17 protein-coding genes are annotated in these 23850 nt (G+C 56.0%); 9 read left to right on the top strand and 8 right to left on the bottom strand.

Annotated elements, in window-relative coordinates; translation table 11 throughout:
• Nucleotides 1–38: 38 nt before the first annotated feature.
• Nucleotides 39–2636 carry a bifunctional aconitate hydratase 2/2-methylisocitrate dehydratase gene (gene acnB / locus NI40_RS03660; protein WP_033144650.1) on the bottom strand — a complete coding sequence of 866 codons (2598 nt, stop codon included), beginning with the start codon at nt 2634–2636 and terminating at the stop codon, nt 39–41.
• Nucleotides 2637–3035: 399 nt separating this feature from the next.
• Here acnB and NI40_RS03655 point away from each other — a divergent pair, with 399 nt between their 5' ends.
• Both NI40_RS03655 and NI40_RS03650 read left to right on the top strand, forming a co-directional pair.
• Nucleotides 3036–4592, top strand: coding sequence for a DUF3300 domain-containing protein (locus NI40_RS03655; RefSeq protein WP_039260784.1), 1557 nt, complete (start codon nt 3036–3038; stop codon nt 4590–4592).
• A 10-nt stretch (nt 4593–4602) separates the two neighbouring features.
• Nucleotides 4603–5394, top strand: coding sequence for a DUF2950 family protein (locus NI40_RS03650; RefSeq protein ID WP_039260923.1), 792 nt, complete (start codon nt 4603–4605; stop codon nt 5392–5394).
• 53 nt (nt 5395–5447) lie between these two features.
• On the opposite strand, the gene lpdA is transcribed toward NI40_RS03650, so the two are convergent.
• The 4 genes from lpdA to pdhR all read right to left on the bottom strand — a co-directional run bounded on the left by lpdA (nt 5448) and on the right by pdhR (nt 12630).
• On the bottom strand, nt 5448–6872 hold the full coding sequence (gene lpdA / locus NI40_RS03645; protein WP_003856313.1) for a dihydrolipoyl dehydrogenase: 1425 nt from the start codon (nt 6870–6872) through the stop codon (nt 5448–5450).
• Nucleotides 6873–7047: 175 nt separating this feature from the next.
• Nucleotides 7048–8943 (bottom strand): pyruvate dehydrogenase complex dihydrolipoyllysine-residue acetyltransferase, encoded by a 1896-nt coding sequence (gene aceF / locus NI40_RS03640; RefSeq protein ID WP_039260787.1) that lies wholly within the window; start codon nt 8941–8943, stop codon nt 7048–7050.
• A 14-nt stretch (nt 8944–8957) separates the two neighbouring features.
• On the bottom strand, nt 8958–11621 hold the full coding sequence (gene aceE, locus NI40_RS03635) for a pyruvate dehydrogenase (acetyl-transferring), homodimeric type (RefSeq protein WP_039260788.1): 2664 nt from the start codon (nt 11619–11621) through the stop codon (nt 8958–8960).
• A 244-nt stretch (nt 11622–11865) separates the two neighbouring features.
• Entirely contained in the window at nt 11866–12630 is a 765-nt protein-coding gene (pdhR, locus tag NI40_RS03630; protein WP_008501960.1) for a pyruvate dehydrogenase complex transcriptional repressor PdhR, read from the bottom strand.
• A gap of 537 nt (nt 12631–13167) precedes the next feature.
• Here pdhR and aroP point away from each other — a divergent pair.
• The 3 genes from aroP to NI40_RS03615 all read left to right on the top strand — a co-directional run bounded on the left by aroP (nt 13168) and on the right by NI40_RS03615 (nt 17061).
• Nucleotides 13168–14538, top strand: a complete 1371-nt coding sequence (aroP, locus tag NI40_RS03625) for an aromatic amino acid transporter AroP (RefSeq protein WP_029739677.1) — start codon at nt 13168–13170, stop codon at nt 14536–14538.
• Between the two features lie 164 nt (nt 14539–14702).
• Nucleotides 14703–16100, top strand: a complete 1398-nt coding sequence (locus NI40_RS03620) for a glycoside-pentoside-hexuronide (GPH):cation symporter (protein ID WP_039260793.1) — start codon at nt 14703–14705, stop codon at nt 16098–16100.
• 10 nt (nt 16101–16110) lie between these two features.
• Complete coding sequence (locus tag NI40_RS03615) at nt 16111–17061, top strand: glycoside hydrolase family 43 protein (RefSeq protein ID WP_039260795.1); 951 nt, start codon at nt 16111–16113, stop codon at nt 17059–17061.
• A gap of 18 nt (nt 17062–17079) precedes the next feature.
• On the opposite strand, the gene ampE is transcribed toward NI40_RS03615, so the two are convergent.
• Nucleotides 17080–17934: a beta-lactamase regulator AmpE gene (gene ampE / locus NI40_RS03610; RefSeq protein WP_033144645.1), complete on the bottom strand. Its 855-nt coding sequence runs from the start codon at nt 17932–17934 to the stop codon at nt 17080–17082.
• A 9-nt stretch (nt 17935–17943) separates the two neighbouring features.
• Nucleotides 17944–18495 (bottom strand): 1,6-anhydro-N-acetylmuramyl-L-alanine amidase AmpD, encoded by a 552-nt coding sequence (gene ampD / locus NI40_RS03605; protein WP_039260798.1) that lies wholly within the window; start codon nt 18493–18495, stop codon nt 17944–17946.
• Between the two features lie 87 nt (nt 18496–18582).
• Between ampD and nadC the strand changes: the two genes are divergently transcribed.
• The 4 genes from nadC (at nt 18583) to hofC (ending at nt 22655) form a co-directional block, all read left to right on the top strand.
• On the top strand, nt 18583–19476 hold the full coding sequence (nadC, locus tag NI40_RS03600; protein ID WP_039260800.1) for a carboxylating nicotinate-nucleotide diphosphorylase: 894 nt from the start codon (nt 18583–18585) through the stop codon (nt 19474–19476).
• Nucleotides 19477–19650: 174 nt separating this feature from the next.
• Nucleotides 19651–20088, top strand: a complete 438-nt coding sequence (ppdD, locus tag NI40_RS03595) for a prepilin peptidase-dependent pilin (protein WP_039260802.1) — start codon at nt 19651–19653, stop codon at nt 20086–20088.
• 10 nt (nt 20089–20098) lie between these two features.
• Nucleotides 20099–21481 carry a type II secretion system protein GspE gene (gspE, locus tag NI40_RS03590; protein ID WP_039260804.1) on the top strand — a complete coding sequence of 461 codons (1383 nt, stop codon included), beginning with the start codon at nt 20099–20101 and terminating at the stop codon, nt 21479–21481.
• Entirely contained in the window at nt 21471–22655 is a 1185-nt protein-coding gene (gene hofC, locus NI40_RS03585; protein WP_039260806.1) for a protein transport protein HofC, read from the top strand. The genes gspE and hofC overlap by 11 nt, the downstream gene beginning before the upstream one ends.
• Nucleotides 22656–22698: 43 nt before the next feature.
• On the opposite strand, the gene NI40_RS03580 is transcribed toward hofC, so the two are convergent.
• Nucleotides 22699–23742, bottom strand: a complete 1044-nt coding sequence (locus NI40_RS03580) for a GMP reductase (protein WP_039260808.1) — start codon at nt 23740–23742, stop codon at nt 22699–22701.
• Nucleotides 23743–23850: the final 108 nt, after the last annotated feature.

Below are 23850 nucleotides of genomic sequence, written 5' to 3'. Positions count from 1 at the left end.
AAACACTAAAAACCGTCTCATGGAGACGGTTTTGCTGTTTATACCGCCGTCTGGAAGATAACCCCGTCGGCCTTCTCGGTGTACTGAGAAAGCTGGTCGAAGTTCAGATAGCGATAGGTATCCACCGCGGTCTTATCCACCTGAGCCACAAAGGTCTGGTACTCTTCCGGCGTTGGCAGTTTGCCAATCAGCGCCGCAACCGCCGCCAGCTCCGCAGAGGCCAGGAAGACGTTCGCACCGGTACCTAAACGGTTCGGGAAGTTACGGGTAGAGGTGGAAACCACCGTCGCACCGTCGGCTACGCGCGCCTGGTTGCCCATGCACAGGGAACAGCCAGGGATTTCGATACGCGCCCCGCTCTTACCAAACACGCTGTAGTAGCCCTCTTCGGTCAGCTGTGCCGCGTCCATACGGGTTGGCGGCGCCACCCACAGACGGGTTGGCAGCTGGCCTTTGTGGGTATCCAGCAGCTTACCGGCAGCACGGAAGTGACCGATGTTGGTCATACAGGATCCGATGAACACTTCGTCGATCTTCTCGCCCTGAACCTCAGACAGCGGACGCGCGTCGTCAGGATCGTTAGGTGCACACAGGATTGGCTCTTTGATATCCGCCAGATCGATGTCGATCACCGCCGCGTACTCTGCGTCAGCATCGGCTTCCAGCAGCTGCGGATCGGCCAGCCATTTTTCCATGCCCTGGATACGACGCTCCAGCGTACGACGGTCGCCGTAGCCTTCTGCAATCATCCACTTCAGCAGCACGATGTTGGAGGTCAGATACTCGATAATCGGCTCTTTGTTCAGCTTGATGGTACAGCCAGCCGCAGAGCGCTCGGCGGAAGCATCGGTCAGCTCGAACGCCTGCTCCACTTTCAGATCCGGCAGACCTTCAATTTCCAGAATGCGGCCAGAGAAGATGTTTTTCTTCCCTTTCTTCTCAACGGTCAGCAGACCCTGTTTAATCGCATACAGCGGGATCGCGTGAACCAGGTCGCGCAGGGTAATACCCGGCTGCATTTTACCTTTGAAGCGCACCAGCACCGATTCCGGCATATCCAGCGGCATCACGCCGGTCGCAGCAGCAAACGCCACCAGACCGGAGCCCGCCGGGAAGGAGATACCGATTGGGAAACGGGTATGGGAGTCACCGCCGGTACCGACGGTATCCGGCAGCAGCATGCGGTTCAGCCAGGAGTGGATTACGCCGTCACCCGGACGCAGGGAAACGCCGCCGCGGTTCATGATGAAGTCTGGCAGCGTGTGGTGCGTGGTCACGTCAACCGGCTTCGGATAGGCCGCCGTGTGGCAGAAAGACTGCATCACCAGATCAGAAGAGAAGCCCAGGCACGCCAGGTCTTTCAGTTCGTCACGGGTCATTGGGCCAGTGGTGTCCTGAGAGCCCACGGAGGTCATCTTAGGCTCGCAGTACGCGCCAGGACGAATACCGGCTACGCCGCACGCGCGCCCCACCATTTTCTGTGCCAGAGAATAACCGCGGTTGCTTTCAGCAACGTCTTTCGCCTGACGGAACACGTCAGAGTGCGGCAGACCCAGCGCTTCACGCGCTTTGGTAGTCAGACCACGACCAATGATCAGCGGGATACGGCCACCAGCACGCACTTCGTCGATCAGCACGTCGGTTTTCAGCTCGAAGCTTGCCAGCAGCTCGTTGGTCTCGTGGTTGCGCACTTCGCCTTTGTACGGGTAAACGTCAATCACGTCGCCCATGTTCAGGTTAGAAACGTCCACTTCGATCGGCAGGGCGCCCGCATCTTCCATGGTGTTGAAGAAGATTGGCGCAATTTTGCCGCCGAGGCACAGGCCGCCGCCGCGCTTGTTCGGCACGTGCGGAATGTCGTCGCCCATGAACCACAGCACGGAGTTGGTTGCGGACTTACGGGAAGAACCGGTACCCACAACGTCACCCACATAAGCCAGCGGGAACCCTTTCTTCTGCAGGGCTTCGATCTGTTTGATCGGGCCGACGCTGCCCGGCTGATCCGGCTCAATACCTTCACGGGCGTTTTTCAGCATCGCCAGGGCGTGCAGAGGGATATCCGGGCGAGACCACGCGTCCGGTGCCGGAGAGAGGTCATCGGTGTTGGTTTCACCGGTCACTTTAAAGACGGTAACGGTGATTTTTTCAGCCAGCGCTGGGCGGTTCAGGAACCATTCGGCATCAGCCCAGGACTGCATCACCTGCTTCGCATAGACGTTGCCTGCTTTGGCTTTTTCTTCCACATCGTAGAAGTTATCGAACATCAGCAGCGTGGACGAGAGCGCTTTAGCGGCAATCGGTGCCAGCTTGTCGTTATCCAGCGCGTCAATCAGCGGATGAATGTTGTAACCACCCTGCATGGTGCCGAGCAGTTCAATGGCTTTTTCAGGAGTAACCAGTGGGGAGGTGGCTTCGCCTTTGGCGATAGCAGCAAGGAATCCGGCTTTTACGTAGGCAGCTTCATCTACGCCAGGCGGTACGCGGTTGATCAGCAGATCTAACAGGAATTCTTCTTCGCCCTTAGGCGGGTTCTTCAGCAGCTCGACGAGCGCGGCCATTTGGGTTGCATCTAAAGGTTTGGGTACAATTCCCTCGGCGGCACGTTCTGCTACGTGCTTACGGTATTCTTCTAGCACGACGGTTCTCCTCGCTCTCATTGTCATATGCGGCGGGCGTTCTCTTCACGCTCCTGTGAGACAGCAGTTTGTAGGGTAAATGCCCGATACCGCGTCGGGCAGCATAGCAGGATTTCTGCACAGTGTTAATCCGTTTACAAAAAAGCAACATTAAAAAATTTGCTGAATCGTTAAGCATGGTGTAGCGGGGATTCAGGGCATCTTTTTGCGGTATCTTCTGCACCGTGACGCTTCAGTTTTTTCTTCATCAGATATAATTGTGTAATAAATACTCACACTCTTTATCCGGACGTCCCGGACGCTTCCCAATAAAAGTCAAAACTGTAAAAGACGGGTGAATAATACTCACGCCAACCGTAACGCCTCACGGCACAGCGCTTGTCTCGTTGGAGTCATTTTATGAAGTTGCCCTTTAAGCCACATCTGCTCGTCCTTGTGTGCAGTGCCGGGCTGTTTGCCGCCTCGGGCGTCATGTTTGTCAAAGGCCGCGCCACGGAGCCCGCCGCGCCGGCCCCCGTCGCACAACAACCGGCTGCACCTGCGCCTGCCGCAGCCCAGCCCGCACCTGTTGTCGCGCCAGCCTACACTGCCGCGCAAATCGATCAATGGGTTGCTCCCATCGCGCTCTACCCGGATGCCCTGCTGTCGCAAATTTTAATGGCGTCGACCTATCCGGCCAACGTGATCCAGGCGGCGCAGTGGTCCAAAGACAACCCTAAAATGGAAGGGGACGCCGCGATTCAGGCCGTTGCCAGCCAGCCCTGGGATCCCAGCGTAAAATCGCTGGTCGCGTTTCCTCAGCTTATGTCCCTGATGGGTGAAAACCCGCCGTGGGTACAAAATCTTGGTGATGCGTTTCTCGCGCAGCCGAAGGACGTGATGGATTCCGTTCAGCGCCTGCGCGCGCTGGCGCAGAAGACCGGCGCTTTACAATCCACGCCCCAGCAGACGGTCACCACCGTGACAAAACCGGCGCCAGCGAAAACCAGCACCGCCGAGGCAACAACAACCACGACGTCCGCGCCCGCCCCAACGGTAATCAAAATTGAATCTGCCGATCCGCAGGTTGTTTACGTCCCGACCTATAACCCCAATACGGTTTACGGTACCTGGCCAAACGCCGCCTATCCGCCCACCTATCTTCCGCCTACACCCGGGGAGCAGTTTGGCAACAGCTTCGTAAACGGTTTAGGCTTCAGCCTGGGCGTCGCCACAACCTATGCCATCTTCAGCAACATCGACTGGGATGATGACGATGACTGGGATCATCACCATGGCGACTGGGATAATCACGGCGGCTATAACCGCAACGGCGATAACAATATCAATATCAACGTTGAGAACTTCAATAAAATCAGCGGACAGCGCCTGACGGACGCCAACCGCACCTGGCAGCACAACCCGGCCTATCGGGAAGGCGTGCCCTATCCGACTAACCAGCTTAACACTCGCTTCCACTCCACCAACACGGCCACAGGGCTCAGCTCAGCGCAGCAAAAACCGGTTAACCGCGATAGCCAGCGTCAGGCCGCGCTAAGCCAGATGGAGAAATCCACGGGCAAAACCTTCCCCCAAACGGCGCGCTACGGAACGAAAGACGTGCAGCGTCAGGCCTCAGGCGAACAGCTGAAGCAGATTTCGCAGCGCAATAACTACCGCGGCTACGACACCAAACCGCAGACGGCGAAGCGGAGCACCGCGCAGCAGCGAGAAAACCGCCAGACCACCGCGCAGAGACAAGAGAAGCGGGTTTCGCAGCCCGCGCAGCAACGCTCTCTCCAGCAGCGAAGCAGCCAGCCCCGGGCCAATGCGCTGAGCGGTAACGACAGCCGCTCGGCGAACTGGCAGGCGCAGCAGCAGCGCGGTGCGCAAAGCAGACAGCTCGCTGCGCGCCAGCAGCAGCCACGTCAGGCGTCTGGTGGACGTGCTGAACGTCGTGAAATTCGACATCGCTAAGGGAACCGACATGAAACGTAAACTACTGAGCGGAATGGTGTTATTCATGCTTTCGGCCCCGGTGATGGCGCAGCAGTCCTTTAGCACGCCCGATCGGGCAACCGATGCGCTGACCAAAGCCATCAGTGAGCATAATGAGAGCGCGATGACCAACCTGCTTGGAGAGAACTGGCGCGATTTTCTGCCCCCCGAAGGCGTTGATCCGGATGCTGTCGATCGCTTCCTGCGCGACTGGAACGTCCGTCATACCACGGTTGTCGAAGGGGATACGGCACACCTGGTTGTCGGAGACAGCGGCTGGCAGCTTCCCATCCCGGTGATCAAAACCTCTGCAGGCTGGCAGTTCGACATCAAAGAAGGCGCTGAAGAGATCCTGACCCGTGAAATCGGGCGTAATGAGCTCGCCGCCATTGAAGCCTTGCATGCCTATGTTGATGCTCAGCAAAGCTATTTTGCGATGAACCAGAAATACGCGCAGAAGATTGTCAGCTCGAAAGGCAAAAAAGACGGTTTGTACTGGCCTGCCTCGCCCGGCGAAGCGCCCAGCCCGCTCGGCCCGGCATTTAGCCCGAAAGAGCCAGGTACCGGCTATCACGGCTATCGCTTCCGCATCCTGCCGGATAACAACGGTTTCGCGATGGTGGCCTGGCCGGTCAGCTATGGTCAGACGGGCGTAATGAGCTTTGTGATAAACCAGGACGACAAGGTGTATCAGTCCGATCTCGGCAGCGATTCAGAGCAGAAAGCCCGGGCGCTAGCCGCGTATAACCCTGATAAAACCTGGCAGCCTGTGGCCCCCTGAACGCAGCGCATAAAAAAAGCGGCCATTGGCCGCTTTTTTTCATCTGAAGAAACTTATTTCTTCTTCGCTTTCGCGTTTGGCAGGTCGGTGATGCTGCCTTCAAACACTTCTGCCGCCAGGCCCACGGACTCGTGCAGAGTCGGGTGAGCGTGGATGGTCAGCGCGATGTCTTCAGCGTCACAGCCCATTTCGATAGCCAGACCGATTTCACCCAGCAGCTCGCCGCCGTTGGTACCGACAATCGCACCACCGATGACGCGGTGAGTCTCTTTGTCGAAGATCAGTTTGGTCATACCGTCAGCGCAGTCGGAAGCGATAGCACGGCCAGAAGCAGCCCACGGGAAGGTGGCGGTTTCGTAGCTGATGCCTTTCTCTTTCGCTTCTTTCTCAGTCAGACCCACCCATGCCACTTCTGGCTCGGTGTACGCGATAGATGGAATGACTTTCGGATCGAAGTAGTGCTTCATGCCGGCGATAACTTCAGCGGCAACGTGACCTTCGTGAACACCTTTGTGCGCCAGCATTGGCTGACCGACGATATCGCCGATAGCAAAGATGTGCGGCACGTTAGTGCGCAGCTGCTTGTCAACGCGGATAAAGCCACGGTCATCCACTTCCACGCCAGCTTTGCCCGCGTCGAGGTTTTTACCGTTCGGCACACGGCCGATAGCCACCAGCACGGCGTCGTAACGCTGTGGTTCGGATGGAGCTTTTTTGCCTTCCATGGAAACGTAAATACCGTCTTCTTTCGCTTCAACGGCAGTCACTTTGGTTTCCAGCATCAGGTTGAATTTCTTGCTGATGCGTTTGGTGAAGACTTTAACGATGTCTTTGTCGGCAGCCGGGATAACCTGGTCGAACATTTCAACCACGTCGATCTCTGAACCCAGCGCATGGTATACGGTACCCATTTCCAGACCGATGATACCGCCGCCCATGACCAGCAGACGCTTAGGAACGGTTTTCAGCTCCAGCGCATCGGTGGAATCCCACACGCGTGGATCTTCATGCGGAATGAATGGCAGTTCGATTGGGCGAGAGCCTGCCGCGATGATCGCGTTGTCGAAGTTGATCACGGTTTTGCCGTTTTCGCCTTCCACTTCCAGGGTGTTCGCACCGGTGAATTTACCCAGACCGTTTACCACTTTCACTTTACGGCCTTTGGCCATACCCGCCAGACCGCCGGTCAGCTGAGTGATAACTTTCTCTTTCCAGGTACGAATTTTGTCGATATCGGTTTTCGGCTCGCCGAAGACGATACCGTGTTCAGCCAGCGCTTTGGCTTCTTCGATAACTTTCGCTACGTGCAGCAGCGCTTTAGAAGGGATACAGCCGACGTTCAGACAAACACCGCCGAGGGTGCTGTAACGTTCTACGATGACGGTTTCCAGACCTAAATCCGCTGCACGGAATGCTGCGGAGTAACCTGCCGGGCCTGCCCCAAGTACTACGACCTGAGTTTTGATTTCTGTGCTCATCATGACCTCTTAATTTATACCCGTCGTCCACCGGGTCGTTCTATCCGCCCGCAGTTTACAAAATTGTTAACAATTTTGAAACAACAAACGGCTCACGAATTGTCGCTTTCGCCAATAACCTCACAAACACCATGAGATTATCAGAAAAAAGCCGGCCGACTGGCCGGCTTTTCGATTACATCACCAGGCGGCGAATGTCGCTCAGCATGTTGTTGATGATGGTGATGAAGCGCGCACCATCAGCACCGTCGATCACGCGGTGGTCGAAGGACAGAGAGATTGGCATCATCAGACGCGGCACGAACTCTTTGCCATTCCACACCGGCTCCATCGCGGACTTGGACACACCGAGGATAGCCACTTCCGGCGCGTTAACGATCGGCGCGAAGTGGGTGGTACCCAGGCCGCCGATGCTGGAGATAGTGAAGCAGCCGCCCTGCATTTCGCCGGCAGTCAGCTTACCATCACGCGCTTTCTTGGAGATCACGGTCAGTTCACGGGACAGCTCAGTGATGCTCTTCTTGTTCACGTCTTTGAAGACCGGAACAACCAGACCATTTGGCGTATCAACCGCAACACCGATGTTGATGTATTTCTTCAGCGTCAGCTTCTGGCCGTCTTCGGACAGGGAGCTGTTGAAGCGTGGCATCTGCTCAAGGGCAGCGGCAACGGCTTTCATGATGAAGACCACTGGGGTGAATTTCACGTCCAGTTTGCGCTTCTCAGCTTCAGCGTTCTGCTGTTTACGGAACGCTTCCAGATCGGTGATATCGGTTTTGTCGAAGTGCGTAACGTGCGGGATCATCACCCAGTTACGGCTCAGGTTAGCACCAGAGATTTTCTGGATACGGCCCAGCTCCACTTCTTCGATTTCGCCGAACTTGCTGAAGTCCACTTTCGGCCATGGCAGCATGCCCGGGATACCGCCACCGGCGGCTGCAGCTGGTGCAGCTTCGGCGCGTTTCACCGCGTCTTTCACGTAGGTCTGAACGTCTTCGCGCAGGATACGACCCTTACGGCCGGTCCCTTTCACTTTCGCCAGGTTCACACCGAACTCGCGCGCCAGGCGACGAATCAGCGGGGTAGCGTGGACGTAAGCGTCGTTTTCAGCGAACTCTGATTTTTCTGCTTTAGCAGCAGGGGCAGCGGCGGGTTTAGCAGCCTGAGCCGGTGCAGCAGCCGGTGCTGGAGCAGCCGCGGCAGCCGGAGCTGCGGCAGGCGCAGCGCCTTCCACTTCGAAGACCATGATCAGAGAGCCGGTAGACACTTTGTCGCCGGTGCTGATCTTAATCTCTTTAACGGTACCCGCGAACGGCGCTGGCACTTCCATAGAAGCTTTGTCGCCTTCAACGGTGATCAGTGACTGTTCAGCGGCAACTTTGTCGCCCACTTTCACCATCACTTCGGTCACTTCAACTTCGTCACCGCCGATGTCCGGTACGTTAACGTCTTTCGCGCCGCCAGCAGCTGCTGGTGCAGCAGCCGGAGCCGGAGCAGCGGCCTGCGCTGGCGCTGCAGCAGGTGCAGCACCCGCCACTTCGAAGACCATGATCAGGGAGCCGGTAGACACTTTATCGCCGGTGTTGATCTTGATTTCTTTAACGGTACCCGCGAACGGAGCCGGCACTTCCATAGAGGCTTTGTCGCCTTCTACGGTGATCAGTGACTGCTCAGCCGCAACGGTGTCGCCCACTTTCACCAGGATTTCAGTGACTTCAACTTCGTCACCGCCGATGTCAGGCACGTTCACTTCTTTCGCGCTCGCGGCAGCTGCTGGAGCAGCGGCGGCCGGAGCGGCTTTCTTCTCTTCCTGCGCAGGTGCAGCAGCTGCTGCACCGTCGGCGGAATCGAAAATCATGATCAGTTTGCCAGTCTCGGTTTTATCGCCAACAGAGACTTTGATCTCTTTAACGATGCCAGCCTGAGGAGACGGGACTTCCATAGAGGCTTTGTCGCCTTCTACGGTGATCAGCGACTGTTCAGCTTCAACTTTGTCGCCTACTTTGACCAGGATCTCGGTGATTTCAACTTCATCAGCCCCGATGTCCGGTACATTGATTTCGATAGCCATTATTCTTTTACCTCTTACGCCAGACGCGGGTTAACTTTTTCTGCATCGATGTTGAATTTGGTGATTGCGTCCGCAACCACTTTCTTATCGATTTCGCCACGTTTAGCCAGTTCGCCCAGTGCTGCTACAACCACGTAAGAAGCATCAACTTCGAAGTGGTGACGCAGGTTTTCGCGGCTGTCAGAACGACCGAAGCCGTCAGTACCCAGTACGCGATAATCATCAGCTGGAACGTAAGTACGAACCTGCTCTGCGAACAGTTTCATATAGTCAGTAGACGCCACCGCTGGCGCGTCGTTCATCACCTGAGCGATGTACGGAACGCGTGGAGTTTCCAGTGGGTGCAGCATGTTCCAGCGCTCACAATCCTGGCCATCACGCGCCAGTTCAGTGAAGGAGGTCACAGAGTACACGTCGGAACCCACGCCGTAGTCTTTCGCCAGGATCTGCGCTGCTTCACGTACGTGACGCAGGATAGAGCCGGAGCCCAGCAGCTGAACTTTACCTTTGCTACCTTCGATGGTTTCGAGTTTGTAGATACCTTTACGGATACCTTCCTCGGCACCTGCTGGCATTGCCGGCATGTGGTAGTTTTCGTTCAGGGTGGTGATGTAGTAGTAAATGTTCTCTTGCGCTTCACCGTACATGCGCTGCAGACCGTCATGCATGATGACTGCCACTTCGTACGCGTAAGACGGGTCGTAAGAGATACAGTTAGGGATAGTCAGAGACTGAATGTGGCTGTGGCCATCTTCGTGCTGCAGACCTTCACCGTTCAGAGTCGTACGACCGGACGTACCGCCTACCAGGAAGCCGCGAGCCTGCTGGTCGCCTGCCTGCCAGCACAGGTCACCGATACGCTGGAACCCGAACATGGAGTAGTAGATGTAGAACGGGATCATCGGCAGGTTGTTGGTGCTGTAAGAAGTCGCAGCAGCCAGCCAGGATGCGCCTGCGCCCAGCTCGTTGATACCTTCCTGCAGGATCTGACCTTTCTCGTCTTCTTTGTAGTATGCAACCTGCTCACGGTCCTGCGGGGTGTACTGCTGGCCGTTCGGGCTGTAGATACCGATCTGACGGAACAGACCTTCCATACCGAAAGTACGCGCTTCGTCGGCGATGATTGGAACCAGACGATCTTTGATCGACTTGTTCTTCAGCATCACGTTCAGGGCACGAACGAAAGCGATAGTGGTAGAGATCTCTTTGTTCTGCTCTTCCAGCAGCTGAGAGAAGTCTTCCAGCGCCGGCAGTTCCAGCTTCTCGGTGAAGTTAGGCTGACGAGCTGGCAGGTAGCCTTTCAGCGCCTGACGACGTTCGTGCAGGTACTTGTGCTCTTCAGAACCTTCCGGGAAGGTGATGTAAGACAGGTTTTCTACCTGCTCATCGGTCACTGGAACGTTGAAACGGTCGCGGATATAACGCACGCCGTCCATGTTCATTTTCTTAACCTGGTGAGCGATGTTTTTACCTTCTGCGGTATCACCCATGCCGTAACCTTTAATGGTATGGGCCAGGATTACAGTCGCTTTACCTTTGGTTTCACGCGCTTTTTTCAGTGCAGCGTAGACTTTCTTCGGATCGTGACCACCGCGGTTCAGAGCCCAGATCTGCTCATCAGTCCAGTCTGCAACGAGTGCTGCGGTTTCAGGATATTTGCCGAAGAAGTGCTCACGAACGTAGGCACCGTCTTTGGATTTGAAGGTCTGGTAGTCACCGTCAACGGTTTCGTTCATCAGCTGGATCAGTTTACCGCTGGTGTCTTTACGCAGCAGCTCATCCCAACGACCGCCCCACATGACTTTGATCACGTTCCAGCCAGCACCTGCGAAGATGCCTTCCAGTTCGTTGATGATCTTGCCGTTACCGGTTACCGGACCATCCAGACGCTGCAGGTTACAGTTGATGATGAAGCACAGGTTGTCCAGCTTCTCACGGGTTGCGATGGTGATCGCACCTTTGGATTCTGGCTCATCCATTTCGCCGTCGCCCAGGAAGGCGTAAACGGTCTGCTCAGAGGTGTCTTTCAGACCACGGTGTTCCAGGTATTTCAGGAATTTAGCCTGATAGATCGCACCGATTGGGCCCAGACCCATAGATACGGTCGGGAACTGCCAGAATTCAGGCATCAGTTTAGGGTGCGGGTAAGAAGACAGACCTTTACCGTGAACTTCCTGACGGAAGTTGTTCATCTGCTCTTCAGTCAGACGACCTTCCAGGAATGCACGTGCATAGATGCCCGGAGAGATGTGGCCCTGGAAGTACACCAGATCGCCGCCGTCTTTCTCGTTCGCTGCACGGAAGAAGTGGTTGAAGCACACTTCGTAAACGGTTGCAGAAGACTGGAAGGACGCCATGTGGCCACCCAGTTCCAGGTCTTTCTTGGATGCGCGCAGAACGGTCATGATGGCGTTCCAGCGGATTGCAGAACGGATACGACGTTCCAGATCCAGATTGCCCGGGTATTCCGGTTCGTCTTCGACGGCAATCGTGTTTACGTAGTTGCTAGCCCCTGCACCTGAAGCAACCTTCACACCGCCTTTGCGGGCTTCAGAAAGCAGCTGTTCAATCAGATACTGAGCGCGCTCAACACCTTCTTCACGGATGACCGATTCGATCGCCTGTAGCCAGTCGCGAGTTTCGATCGGATCCACGTCATTTTGGAGACGTTCTGACATGGGGGTATTCCTTATCTATCTAATACGTTGATTTGTCTGGAACCTGTCCCATTGTGCTCTTTGTTCTTAATATTTCGGGTTATCTCTTTGTTGGCTGCACTTTCTCACCCCGGTCACATAGTTCGCTATGCTCCCGGGGATTCGCGCGCTTGCCGCCGCGATATAACCCGAACTATTTGAACAACCAAAAGCACAATAAGACAGGTTCTGCGTTTAGTTGCCGCGCTCTAAAAGTACCTGGCGCTTAATCCTTTCGTTGCTGTATGCGGCGTAATGAACGTTCGCGACGCGATTGTTCACGGCTGCGGTCCAGCAAGATTTCCTCAATGAAAGCCAGATGTCGGTGCGACGCTTCGCGCGCCTGCTCCGGTTCCCCGGCCATTATCGCCTCGAATACTCGGGTGCGATGGTTGCTTACCAGTGGGAGCATGTCCCGACGGGCATACAACAATTCAAAATTCTGACGAACGTTCTGGGCCAGCATCGGCTCCATGCAGCGTAGCAGATGGAGGAGCACCACGTTGTGGGCCGCTTCGGTGACGGCGATTTGATACTGGACGACGGCGCTGGACTCGGCGTCTAGATCGCCGGACTGCTGTGCCCGTTCAATGGCCTGATGCAGTTCGCGGATACGCACGCGATCTTCATCAGTGCTGCGAAGGGCGGCGTAATAGGCCGCAATACCTTCAAGCGCGTGACGGGTCTCAAGCAGGTCAAACTGGGATTCTGGGTGGTCAGAGAGAAGTTCTACCAGCGGATCGCTGAAGCTCTGCCACAGGCTGTTTTGCACAAAGGTTCCGCCGCCCTGGCGACGAAGCAGCAAGCCCTTTGCTTCGAGACGTTGAATCGCCTCACGCAGAGAGGGACGTGAAACGTCGAACTGTTTTGCCAGCTCGCGTTCTGGCGGAAGTTTCTCACCCGGGCGCAGAGTCCCTTCGAGGATTAAAAACTCCAGCTGCTGCTCAATCACATCAGATAGTTTTGGTTGGCGAATTTTGCTGTAGGCCATATTCCCTGTCTTACGCCTTTTTGCCCGGAGTCAATTGGTCTTACCAATTTCTATTTCGTATCGCTAAAGTAACAAAGTATTCACCTTCTGTCCATATTGGTTTTGATTGAAATCAGTAAACCCTGCACATTTTAACAACCTTACAGAAATAACGTTTCAGAAATGTAACTTTGCACAAATGAGTTGATTACTCCTTAAGAGGGAGTTTTAACCATAATGAAACGAGGGTTTTTGCAATCTGAAGCGATTCAACAAGGCAAATAATGAAAATTCGCCCACTTACGGAGCATTTCTATTCTATAGGTTGGGTTAGGAAGAATGAGCGGGCCGATTAACAAATGCTTTCTTTTTATTCAAGTCGTCATCACCCCTTCATAAAGCAGGTGCATTCGCAGGCGCTTACCACTATTCTTGCGCTTACGGAAGTCATGTCCGCTTTTTTCGGTCTCGTTAACCGTAAAGAAATAAATACAGAATATGGATTTTCATAATTACACACGCACAGCGTGAACATAACAACCACACACGAGGTTTCAAATGGAAGCTCAACAGCACGGCGATCAGCTAAAGCGCGGGCTTAAAAACCGCCATATACAGCTCATCGCACTGGGCGGTGCGATTGGTACCGGCCTGTTTCTGGGCAGCGCATCCGTTATCCAGTCAGCCGGTCCCGGCATTATTTTGGGTTACGCGATTGCCGGCTTTATTGCCTTTCTGATTATGCGCCAGCTGGGTGAAATGGTCGTTGAAGAGCCGGTCGCAGGCTCCTTCAGCCACTTTGCCTATAAATATTGGGGCAGCTTTGCCGGTTTCGCCTCGGGCTGGAACTACTGGGTGCTGTACGTTCTGGTTGCCATGGCCGAGCTTACCGCCGTCGGGAAATACATTCAGTTCTGGTATCCCGAGATCCCAACCTGGGCCTCCGCAGCGGCTTTCTTCGTCATTATTAACGCCATTAACCTGACCAACGTAAAAGTGTTCGGTGAGATGGAGTTCTGGTTCGCTATCATCAAGGTCATTGCCGTTGTGGCGATGATTATCTTTGGCGGCTGGCTGCTGTTCAGCGGCAACGGCGGCCCGCAGGCAACCGTGCGCAACCTCTGGGAACAGGGCGGCTTCCTGCCTCACGGCATGACCGGTCTGGTGATGATGATGGCTATCATTATGTTCTCCTTCGGCGGCCTGGAGCTGGTGGGCATCACCGCTGCTGAAGCCGACAACCCGGAGCAGAGCATTCCAAAAGCCACTAACCAGGTTATCTACCGCATTCTGATCTTCTATGTGGGCTCGCTGGCCGTGCTGCTCTCCCTGCTGCCGTGGACGCGCGTGACCGCCGACACCAGCCCGTTTGTGCTGATCTTCCACGAGCTGGGCGATACCTTTGTAGCAAACGCACTCAACGTGGTTGTTCTGACAGCAGCGCTCTCCGTTTACAACAGCTGCGTATACTGCAACAGCCGCATGCTGTTCGGCCTGGCCCAGCAGGGCAACGCGCCTAAAGCGCTGCTCAACGTCGATAAACGCGGCGTGCCGGTAAACACAATTCTGGTTTCGGCGGTTGTGACCGCGCTGTGCGTGCTCATTAACTATATGGCACCGGAATCGGCGTTTGGCCTGCTGATGGCACTGGTGGTCTCTGCCCTGGTCATCAACTGGGCGATGATCAGCCTGGCGCACATGAAGTTTCGCCGCGCCAAGCAGCAGCAGGGCGTCACCACCCGCTTCCCTGCCCTGCTCTATCCGCTGGGCAACTGGGTGTGCCTGGTGTTCATGGCGGCCGTGCTGGTGATCATGCTGATCACCCCGGGTATGGCGATTTCCGTCTACCTGATCCCGGTCTGGATTGCGATCCTTGGCGTAGGCTATCTCTTCAGCCAGAAAAGCCGTAATGCCATGAAAGCACACTAAGCCTCTCTCCGCGGCGCCTGCTTTTGCGGGTGCCGCGCGTTGTTACCTCCCTCACACTTTCACGCCCACAGCGCATTTATCCATATCACCGCCCTGATACTGCAACGCATATATTCCTTTGCCAGCAAATAATTCTCTCCATACCGTAAACCGGAGAGCTGTCGATGGATAACAACACACTGTCAGTAAAAGAAAAGATCGGCTATGGGATGGGAGACGCGGGATGCAACATCATCTTCGGCGCCATCATGCTGTTTGTTAACTATTTTTATACGGATATTTTTGGCCTCGCCCCTGCGCTGGTCGGCGTGCTGCTGCTTTCCGTGCGCGTGATTGACGCCGTAACGGACCCGATCATGGGCGCGATTGCTGACCGTACCCGCAGCAAATATGGTCGGTTTCGTCCATGGCTGCTGTGGATCGCTTTCCCCTACGCGCTGTTCAGCATTCTGATGTTCACCACGCCGGAGTGGAGCTATAACAGCAAAGTTATCTATGCGTTTGTCACCTACTTCCTGCTCTCTTTAACCTATACGGCCATCAACATTCCCTACTGCTCGCTGGGCGGGGTGATCACCAACGATCCAAAGGAGCGCGTGGCCTGCCAGTCGTATCGCTTCGTGCTGGTCGGCATCGCCACGCTGCTGCTCTCATTAACGCTGCTGCCGATGGCCGACTGGTTTGGCGGGGATAACAAAGCCAAAGGCTATCAGATGGCGATGACCGTTCTGGCGCTGATTGGAACCTGCATGTTCCTGTTCTGCTTCGCCACCGTGCGCGAGCGCGTGCGCCCGGCGGTACAGACCAACGACGAGCTGAAAAACGATCTGAAAGACGTGTGGAAGAACGACCAGTGGGTACGCATTCTGCTCCTGACCCTGTGCAACGTCTGCCCGGGCTTTATCCGCATGGCGGCCACCATGTATTACGTCACCTGGGTGATGGGCCAGAGCACCCATTTCGCCACGCTGTTTATCAGCCTGGGCGTGGTCGGCATGATGCTCGGCAGCGTGCTGGCAAAAGTGCTGACCGACCGCTGGTGTAAGCTCAAGGTCTTCTTCTGGACCAATATCGTTCTGGCGATTTTCTCAACCGCCTTTTATTTCTTCGACCCGAAAGCCACCGTCACCATCGTGGTGCTCTACTTCCTGCTGAACATCCTGCACCAGATCCCGTCTCCGCTGCACTGGTCGCTGATGGCCGACGTGGACGACTACGGCGAGTGGAAGACCGGTAAGCGCATCACCGGGATCAGCTTCTCCGGCAACATCTTCTTCCTGAAGCTGGGGCTGGCGATTGCCGGGGCGATGGTCGGCTTCCTGCTCTCCTGGTACGGCTATGACGCGGGCGCAAAAGCGCAGAGCGCGGACGCCATTAATGGGATCGTGCTGCTCTTTACCGTCATTCCCGGCATTGGATACTTAGTTACCGCTGGCGTAGTGCGCCTGCTGAAAGTGGACCGCGAAACCATGAAGCAGATCCAGTCCGATCTGGAAAAGCGTCGCAATAACTACCGCGAGCTGAATGATTATCAGGAACTCAAAGTCGCTGAGACGAAATAAGGAAAGCCAAATGCAAGCCTGGCCAAACCCGTTTATTGAACAACGCGCCGATCCGTACATTTTACGCCACGAGGGGCAGTACTACTTTATCGCCTCCGTGCCGGAGTACGACAGGCTGGCGATCCGCCGCGCAGAGTCTCTGGAAGGCTTACGTAATGCCGAAGAAGTGGTGGTCTGGCGCAAACCCAACACCGGCCCGATGAGCCAGCTGATCTGGGCGCCGGAACTGCACCACATCGACGGGAAGTGGTACATCTATTTTGCTGCGACGCACACCCAGGCGCTCGACGCGCTCGGAATGTTCCAGCACCGTATGTTCGCCATTGAATGTGCCGACGGCGATCCGCTCACCGGCACGTGGGTGCAGAAAGGGCAAATCAAAACGCCTTTCGATACCTTCGCTCTGGACGCCACCACCTTTGTTCATCAGGGGAAACGCTGGTATCTGTGGGCGCAAAAAGCGCCGGACATCACCGGAAACTCCAATCTTTATCTGTGTGAAATGGAGAACCCGTGGACGCTGAAAGGCGAGCCGGTGATGCTCAGCAAGCCTGACCACGACTGGGAGCGTCGCGGGTTTTGGGTTAACGAAGGCCCGGCGGTGCTGGTTCATGGCGATAAGCTGTTTATCAGCTATTCCGCAAGCGCCACCGACGAGAACTACTGCATGGGTTTACTGTGGATAGACCTGAATGCCGATCCGCAAAACCCGGCAAACTGGCACAAATCCCCGCGTCCGGTGTTCGTTACCAGCTACGAAAATCGTCAGTACGGCCCGGGCCACAACAGTTTTACGCAAACGCCGGAAGGGGAAGATGTGCTGGTGTATCACGCGCGGAATTACACCGAAATTGAGGGCGACCCGCTGTACGATCCGAATCGCCATACCCGACTGAAGCTTGTCCGCTGGAATGAAAGCGGGATGCCTGATTTCGGCATCCCGCCCGCGGATACGATTTAGCCTTTGCGGCGCGCTGGCCTACACCAGCGTGCCGTAGATAGTCAGCAGCGCCACGATAACCACCACCACAAACGACGTTTTCTTCGCCATGGAGACAGCGGCTTTCGGCGTTTCAATCTTGTCGGTATGCGGCTCACGCGCCAGCGAGAACTGCGCCAGACGCGTTAGCACCTGGTACTGCGACGTATGGCGATCGGCAAGAGAAGCGAACCATGCGGGCAGCGCTTTTTCACCGTGACCAATTAACGCGTACACCACGCCGACCAGACGCACCGGGAGCCAGTCGATCACGTGCAGGATGGCGTCAATACCGGACTGCAGGCGTTCATGCGGCGTCAGATAACGGGCAAGCCAGGTCTGCCAGGCGCGCAGGAACGCATATCCCATCAGCAGTACCGGCCCCAGCGGACCACCCACTACAAACCAGAACAGCGGCGCAAGGTAGTAACGGAAGTTAATCCACAGCAGCGCGTTTTGCAGCTCGCGCAGGAATTCGCGCTCGTCACAGTCCGGCGGCACGCCGTGGATCATTGTCAGCTCGCTCGCCATGGCACCGCGCGCATGGGCATCGTCACGGGAGGCGGCTTTCAGGTATGCGTGATAGTGTAAACGCACCTTGCCTGCGCCAATGCACAGCACGCCGAGCAGGATCCACACCACCAGCAGCGGCACGTTGAAAAAGAGTCCGTACAGCGAACGCAGGAGCAGGAACGTAATGACCATCACCCCTGCCATCATCAGCAGCGTGCGCAGCATGGAAAAATGTTTGATACGGCGGAATAATACCTCCAGCCGGTGATCCAGATGCCAGTGCTCGCCGAGCTTAAACAGGCGTTCAGCGATGATAACCAGCAGCATGGTAAACAACGTCATGGTATCTCCTTATTCTGACGACGCGGTGAGCGTGGCGCGAAACCGGGGCCAGTCAAAGGCCGGGCCGGGATCGGTTTTTCTCTCCGGGGCTATATCACTGTGTCCCGTGATATTTTCGGCGATAGCCGGGTAGAGTCCGATAAGCGTGCGGGTCACAGCCGCTAGCTGTTGATACTGTGAATCGGTGTAGGGCGTCGTATCTGTGCCTTCCAGTTCGATTCCGATAGAAAAATCGTTGCACCGTTCGCGCCCGTGATACATCGACACGCCGGCATGCCAGGCGCGCTTATCAAAGGGAACATACTGAACCACTTCACCATCGCGACGAATCAAGCAGTGAGCCGATACGCGCAGATGTGCAATTTCAGCAAAGAAGGGATGAGCATCGGGATCAATCGTTCCCGTGAATAACGCATCGATCCACGGGCCGCCAAATTCACCCGGCGGGAGACTAATATTATGAACCACCAGCAGTGTGGGCTTTTCATCCTCCGGGCGGCAATCGTGGTGCGGCGAGGGCACGTGCCGCGCATCCACCAGCCATCCGTTTTCTAACAACATGCTGGAACTCCTTCTGTATGGTGCAATGACTCGGTTCAGAGTAGCATGTTTCAATATTATGATTCGTTACCAATTTGGAGTTTTATCATGCCGCCTCGCCGCTACAACCCCGACCACCGACGTGAAGCGCTTCTGGAACGTATTAATATGGATATTCCGGCAAGCGTCTCCCATGCTTTGAAAGAAGATCTGGGCGGTGACGTTAACGCTGATAAGGATATTACCGCACAATTGTTGCCAAAAGAGACGCGCTCGCACGCGGTCATTATCACCCGTGAAGAGGGCGTTTTTTGCGGCAAGCGTTGGGTTGAAGAGGTCTTTACCCAGCTGGCGGGTGATGATGTGCAGATTATCTGGCACGTTGAAGACGGCGATGCAATTACGTCAAACCAGCCGCTGTTTGAACTGGACGGTCCTTCCCGCGTCTTGCTGACCGGCGAACGTACCGCGCTCAATTTTGTACAAACGCTCTCTGGCGTGGCCAGCGAAGTGCGTCGCTACGTTGACCTGCTGGCCGGTACCCGCACCCAGCTGCTGGATACCCGCAAAACGCTGCCGGGCCTGCGCACCGCGCTGAAGTATGCGGTGCTCTGCGGCGGCGGCGCAAACCATCGCCTGGGCTTATCCGACGCCTTCCTGATTAAAGAGAACCACATTATTGCCTCTGGCTCCGTGCGTCAGGCGGTGGAGAAAGCCTTCTGGCTGCACCCGGATGTGCCTGTCGAGGTGGAAGTCGAAAGCCTGGAAGAGCTGGAGCAGGCGATTAAGGCCGGGGCCGATATCATCATGCTCGATAACTTCGAAACAGAGCAGATGCGCGAGGCGGTAAAACTGACAAACGGCCGGGCCCAGCTTGAAGTGTCCGGGAACGTCACTTTCGAAACGATCCGTGAATTCGCCGAAACCGGCGTGGATTACATCTCCGTCGGTGCGCTGACCAAACACGTTCGCGCCCTCGACCTCTCAATGCGCTTCAAATAACGCATTCTCCCCTCTCCACCCGGAGAGGGGAGTTTCAGCCCCGCTCGCAGATCCGCTGTTCAGCCCTGCAACACTGAAAAAATTCTCGGAAGCCTCCTTCCCGTTCCCTTTTTTACCTCTCGTTTCTGCTCTTTCCCGCTGACAAAGTAGCGCCACTTTGCATAAGGAGCAGATATGAACAGACAACAAGGCTTCACCCTCATTGAGCTGATGGTGGTCATTGGCATCATTGCGATTCTGAGCGCCATCGGCGTTCCCGCCTATCAGAACTACCTGCGCAAGGCGGCGCTGACCGATATGCTGCAAACCTTCGTTCCCTACCGCACGGCCATCGAGCTTTGCGCGCTGGATCACGGTGGCGTGGAGAGCTGCGACGCCGGCAGTAACGGTATTCCTTCCCCCACCACGACACGCTACGTTTCAGGAATGAGCGTGGCGAAAGGGACCGTGACCTTAACAGGACAGGAGAGTCTTAACGGGCTGACGGTAACCATGACGCCGCGGTGGAGCGACGGCAACGGTATGACGGGCTGGACGCGCGACTGCAACATCAGCGCGGACAGCGCCCTGAAACTGGCCTGCGAAGACGTTTTCCGCTTCGACAATAACTGAGGAGCGGATAATGAATACCGATCAACTCGTGGCGCTTTGTCAGCGCCATCACGCTCTGCTGCTCACCAGCGACAGTGAGATGGTCAGCATCGCCGTCGTGGGCAGCCCCGCGGCTGAACTCATGGAGGCGCTGCGCTTCGCGACCCAGAAACGGATTGATATTGAGTGCTGGAACGCTGAGCGCATGGAAAAACACCGGCAGCTAACGTCACAATCGCATCTGCCCGTCGTTTCGCAAACACACTCGACGGTGGATATCCTCAACCACACGCTGCAGCAGGCAATCAGCCAGCGCGCCTCCGACATTCATATCGAACCGATGGAGCACGCATGCCAGATCCGTTTACGCATCGACGGGGTTCTTTGCCCCCAGCCTCCGCTTTCCGCCTCGCTGGCCAGCCTGTTCAGCGCTCGTTTAAAGGTGCTGGGTAATCTGGATATTGCAGAACGTCGTTTACCTCAGGACGGTCAGTTTACGATTGAGCTGGCAAACGCGCCGGTCTCGTTTCGGATCTCAACGCTTCCCTGCAGCGGTGGCGAGAAAATTGTGCTGCGTCTGCTGCATCAGGTTCAGCAGGCTCTTGAGCCGAAAGCGCTTGGTATGAGCGCAGAACAACTGTCCTGTTTTAATGAGATCCTCCACCAGCCGCAGGGGCTGATTCTGGTAACCGGCCCTACCGGCAGCGGCAAAACCGTGACGCTGTACAGCGCGCTGCAGGCGCGTAACACCCCCGACGTCAACATCTGTAGCGTGGAGGATCCAATTGAGATCCCCCTTGCGGGATTAAACCAGACGCAGATTAATCCCCGGGCAGGTTTAACATTCCAGAGCGTGCTGAGGGCGCTACTACGTCAGGATCCAGACATCATTATGGTCGGCGAAATCCGTGACGGCGAAACGGCAGAAATTGCCATTAATGCCGCTCAGACCGGTCATCTGGTACTATCAACGCTGCACACCAACTCGACGACGGAAACCCTGATTCGCCTGGAGCAGATGGGCGTCGCGCGCTGGATGATATCTTCCGCGCTGTCGATGGTGATTGCCCAGCGGCTGGTCCGGCGTTTGTGTCCGCACTGTCGTCGGGAAGCCAGCGAGCATGCTGAATTACCGCGCGCCGTATGGTCCAGACCGCTTCCACGCTGGCAGCCCACCGGCTGCGATCGCTGTTATCACGGTTTTTATGGCCGCGTGGCCATTTTTGAAGTGCTGGCGATCGACAATCCCCTGCGTCAGGCCATTGCCAGCGGGGCAGGAATCGAAGTGATCGAGTCGAGCGCCCGGCAGGCGGGAATGATTTCTCTTTTTGAGCACGGCTGCATGGCCGTCGAACAAGGGCTGACCACGATCGAAGAGCTGATACGCGTGTTGGGAATGCCGGATGGCTGCTAATCAGCTCTGGCGCTGGCGAGCGCTCACCAAAGAAGGAGAACCCCGAAGCGGGACGCTCTGGGCCACAGACCACACTGCCGCCTTCACCAGGCTGATGCGTAGCGATCTCCATCCTCTTGCGCTGACCCGATGCGCTCAGCGACACCGCTGGCGGCCGCATCACTGCTGCGAGATGTTTCGCCAGCTCGCAACGCTTCTGCAGGCGGGGCTGACGTTGTCCCACAGCCTGCAGATGCTGGCAGAGCAACATCCGTTAAAACCGTGGCAGGCGCTGCTGCAAAGCATTGCCGATGAGCTCAGTGAGGGATCCCCCTTTTCTGAGTCGCTAAAAAAGTGGCCAGCGGTGTTTAGCCCACTGCATGTCTCTATGGTGAAAACCGGTGAGCTCACAGGGAAACTGGATGAGTGCTGCCGTCAGCTCGCGCAGCAGCAAAAAGCGCAGCAGCAGCTCAGAGAGAAGGTGAAAAAGGCCCTGCGCTACCCGGCGATCGTCCTGACGCTGGCCGTACTCGTGGTGCTGGCGATGGTCATTCTGGTCTTGCCCGAGTTTGCCGCGATCTACAAAACGTTTAACACGCCGCTCCCGATGCTGACGCAAATGGTCATGGGGATGGCCGCATTTATCCAGTCCTATGCCCTCGCGTTGTTCGCCGCGTTATTAACGCCCTTAGCCGCCGCCTGGGCACTGCGACAGAACCCTCGCTGGCAGCGCATGCTGATGCACATGCCCGTGATGGGCGCGCTGGCAAAAGGCCAAAAACTGGGACACATCTTTACCGTACTGTCACTTACGCAGCAGGCAGGTATCCCCTTTTTACAGGGACTGGAGAGCGCAGAGGAGACCGTTGAAAGTTGTTACTGGCGGGGGATACTCCACAGCGTTCGGGAGGACATTGAAAAAGGTCTCCCCGTCTGGTCATCATTTCAGAAAGCGGCCATCTTTACCCCGCTGTGTATTCAGCTTTTACGAACCGGTGAAATGTCAGGTGCGCTGGACATCATGCTGGCAAATCTCGCCCGGCACCACACGGAACAGACCTTTCAGCGGGCAGATAATCTGGCGGCACTTCTCGAGCCAGTGCTTCTGATTGTGACAGGGGTCATCATCGGCACGCTGGTGGTGGCAATGTACCTACCGATTTTCCATCTGGGAGATGCGATGAGCGCGGGTTAGGGCTAAACAATGCTGGCGCACGGGCATGCGCCAGCAGAAGCCATTACAGGCTATTGAATACGCGGTTTTCCTGTTCCTGAACGCGAATAAACGTCGTACGTTTCGTCAGCTCTTTCAGGCGGGATGCCCCAACGTAGGTGCAGGCCGAGCGCAGGCCACCGAGGATATCGCGCGCGGTGTATTCCACCGGGCCGCGCAGAGGCAGCTTCACGGTTTTACCTTCTGCCGCACGGTATTTTGCCACGCCACCGACGTGACGGGTCATCGCGGATTCAGAGCTCATGCCGTAGAAGAGCATAAATTTCTCGCCATTTTCTTCCACAACGGTACCACCGCTCTCTTCGTGTCCAGCCAGCATACCGCCGAGCATTACGAAGTCTGCGCCGCCGCCGAAAGCTTTCGCAACGTCGCCCGGCATGGTACAGCCGCCATCGCTGATGATCTGGCCGCCCAGACCGTGCGCCGCGTCGGCGCATTCAATGACTGCAGAGAGCTGCGGATAACCGACGCCGGTTTTGACGCGGGTCGTGCACACGGAGCCCGGGCCAATACCCACTTTCACGATATCTGCACCGGAAAGGATCAGCTCTTCACACATTTCACCGGTCACCACGTTGCCCGCAATGATGGTTTTCGTCGGCCAGGCTTCACGCGCCTTGCTGACGAACTGCACGAAGTGCTCGGAGTAACCGTTCGCCACGTCAATACAAACGAAGTTGAGCGCCGGGTTAGCGTTCAGGATCTGTTTGGTCTTCTCGAAATCCGCATCGGAAGTGCCGGTAGAAACCATCACATGCTTCACCACGTCAGCAGGCGCGGACGCAACAAACGCATTCCACTCTTCAGGGCTGTAATGTTTGTGCACGGCGGTGAGAATGTCGAACTGTGCCAGGGCGGTTGCCATCTCAAAGGTTCCCACAGTATCCATGTTGGCGGCGATGATCGGCACGCCAGACCAGGTCTGACCGGAATGCTTAAAGATGAATTGACGTTCGAGTTCAACGTCTGAGCGACTTTTCAGTGTAGAGCGTTTAGGGCGGATAAGAACGTCTTTGAAACCTAACTTCAGATCTTCTTCGATACGCATGTGCGGATTCCTGGGGTTAGAGGCAAATATGTTAAAAGCACAACTCCAGTGACGTTATCATACGCACTAATACCTGCTCCGCAAGACTGCGAAATTCTCTTTTTTTAC

Origin of the sequence: Enterobacter sp. E20 (assembly GCF_000801755.2) — a bacterium.
Taxonomy (GTDB): Bacteria; Pseudomonadota; Gammaproteobacteria; order Enterobacterales; family Enterobacteriaceae; genus Enterobacter; species Enterobacter asburiae_B.
Note: the sequence above shows the minus strand (reverse complement) of the source record. Positions and strands in the feature narration are given on the sequence as shown.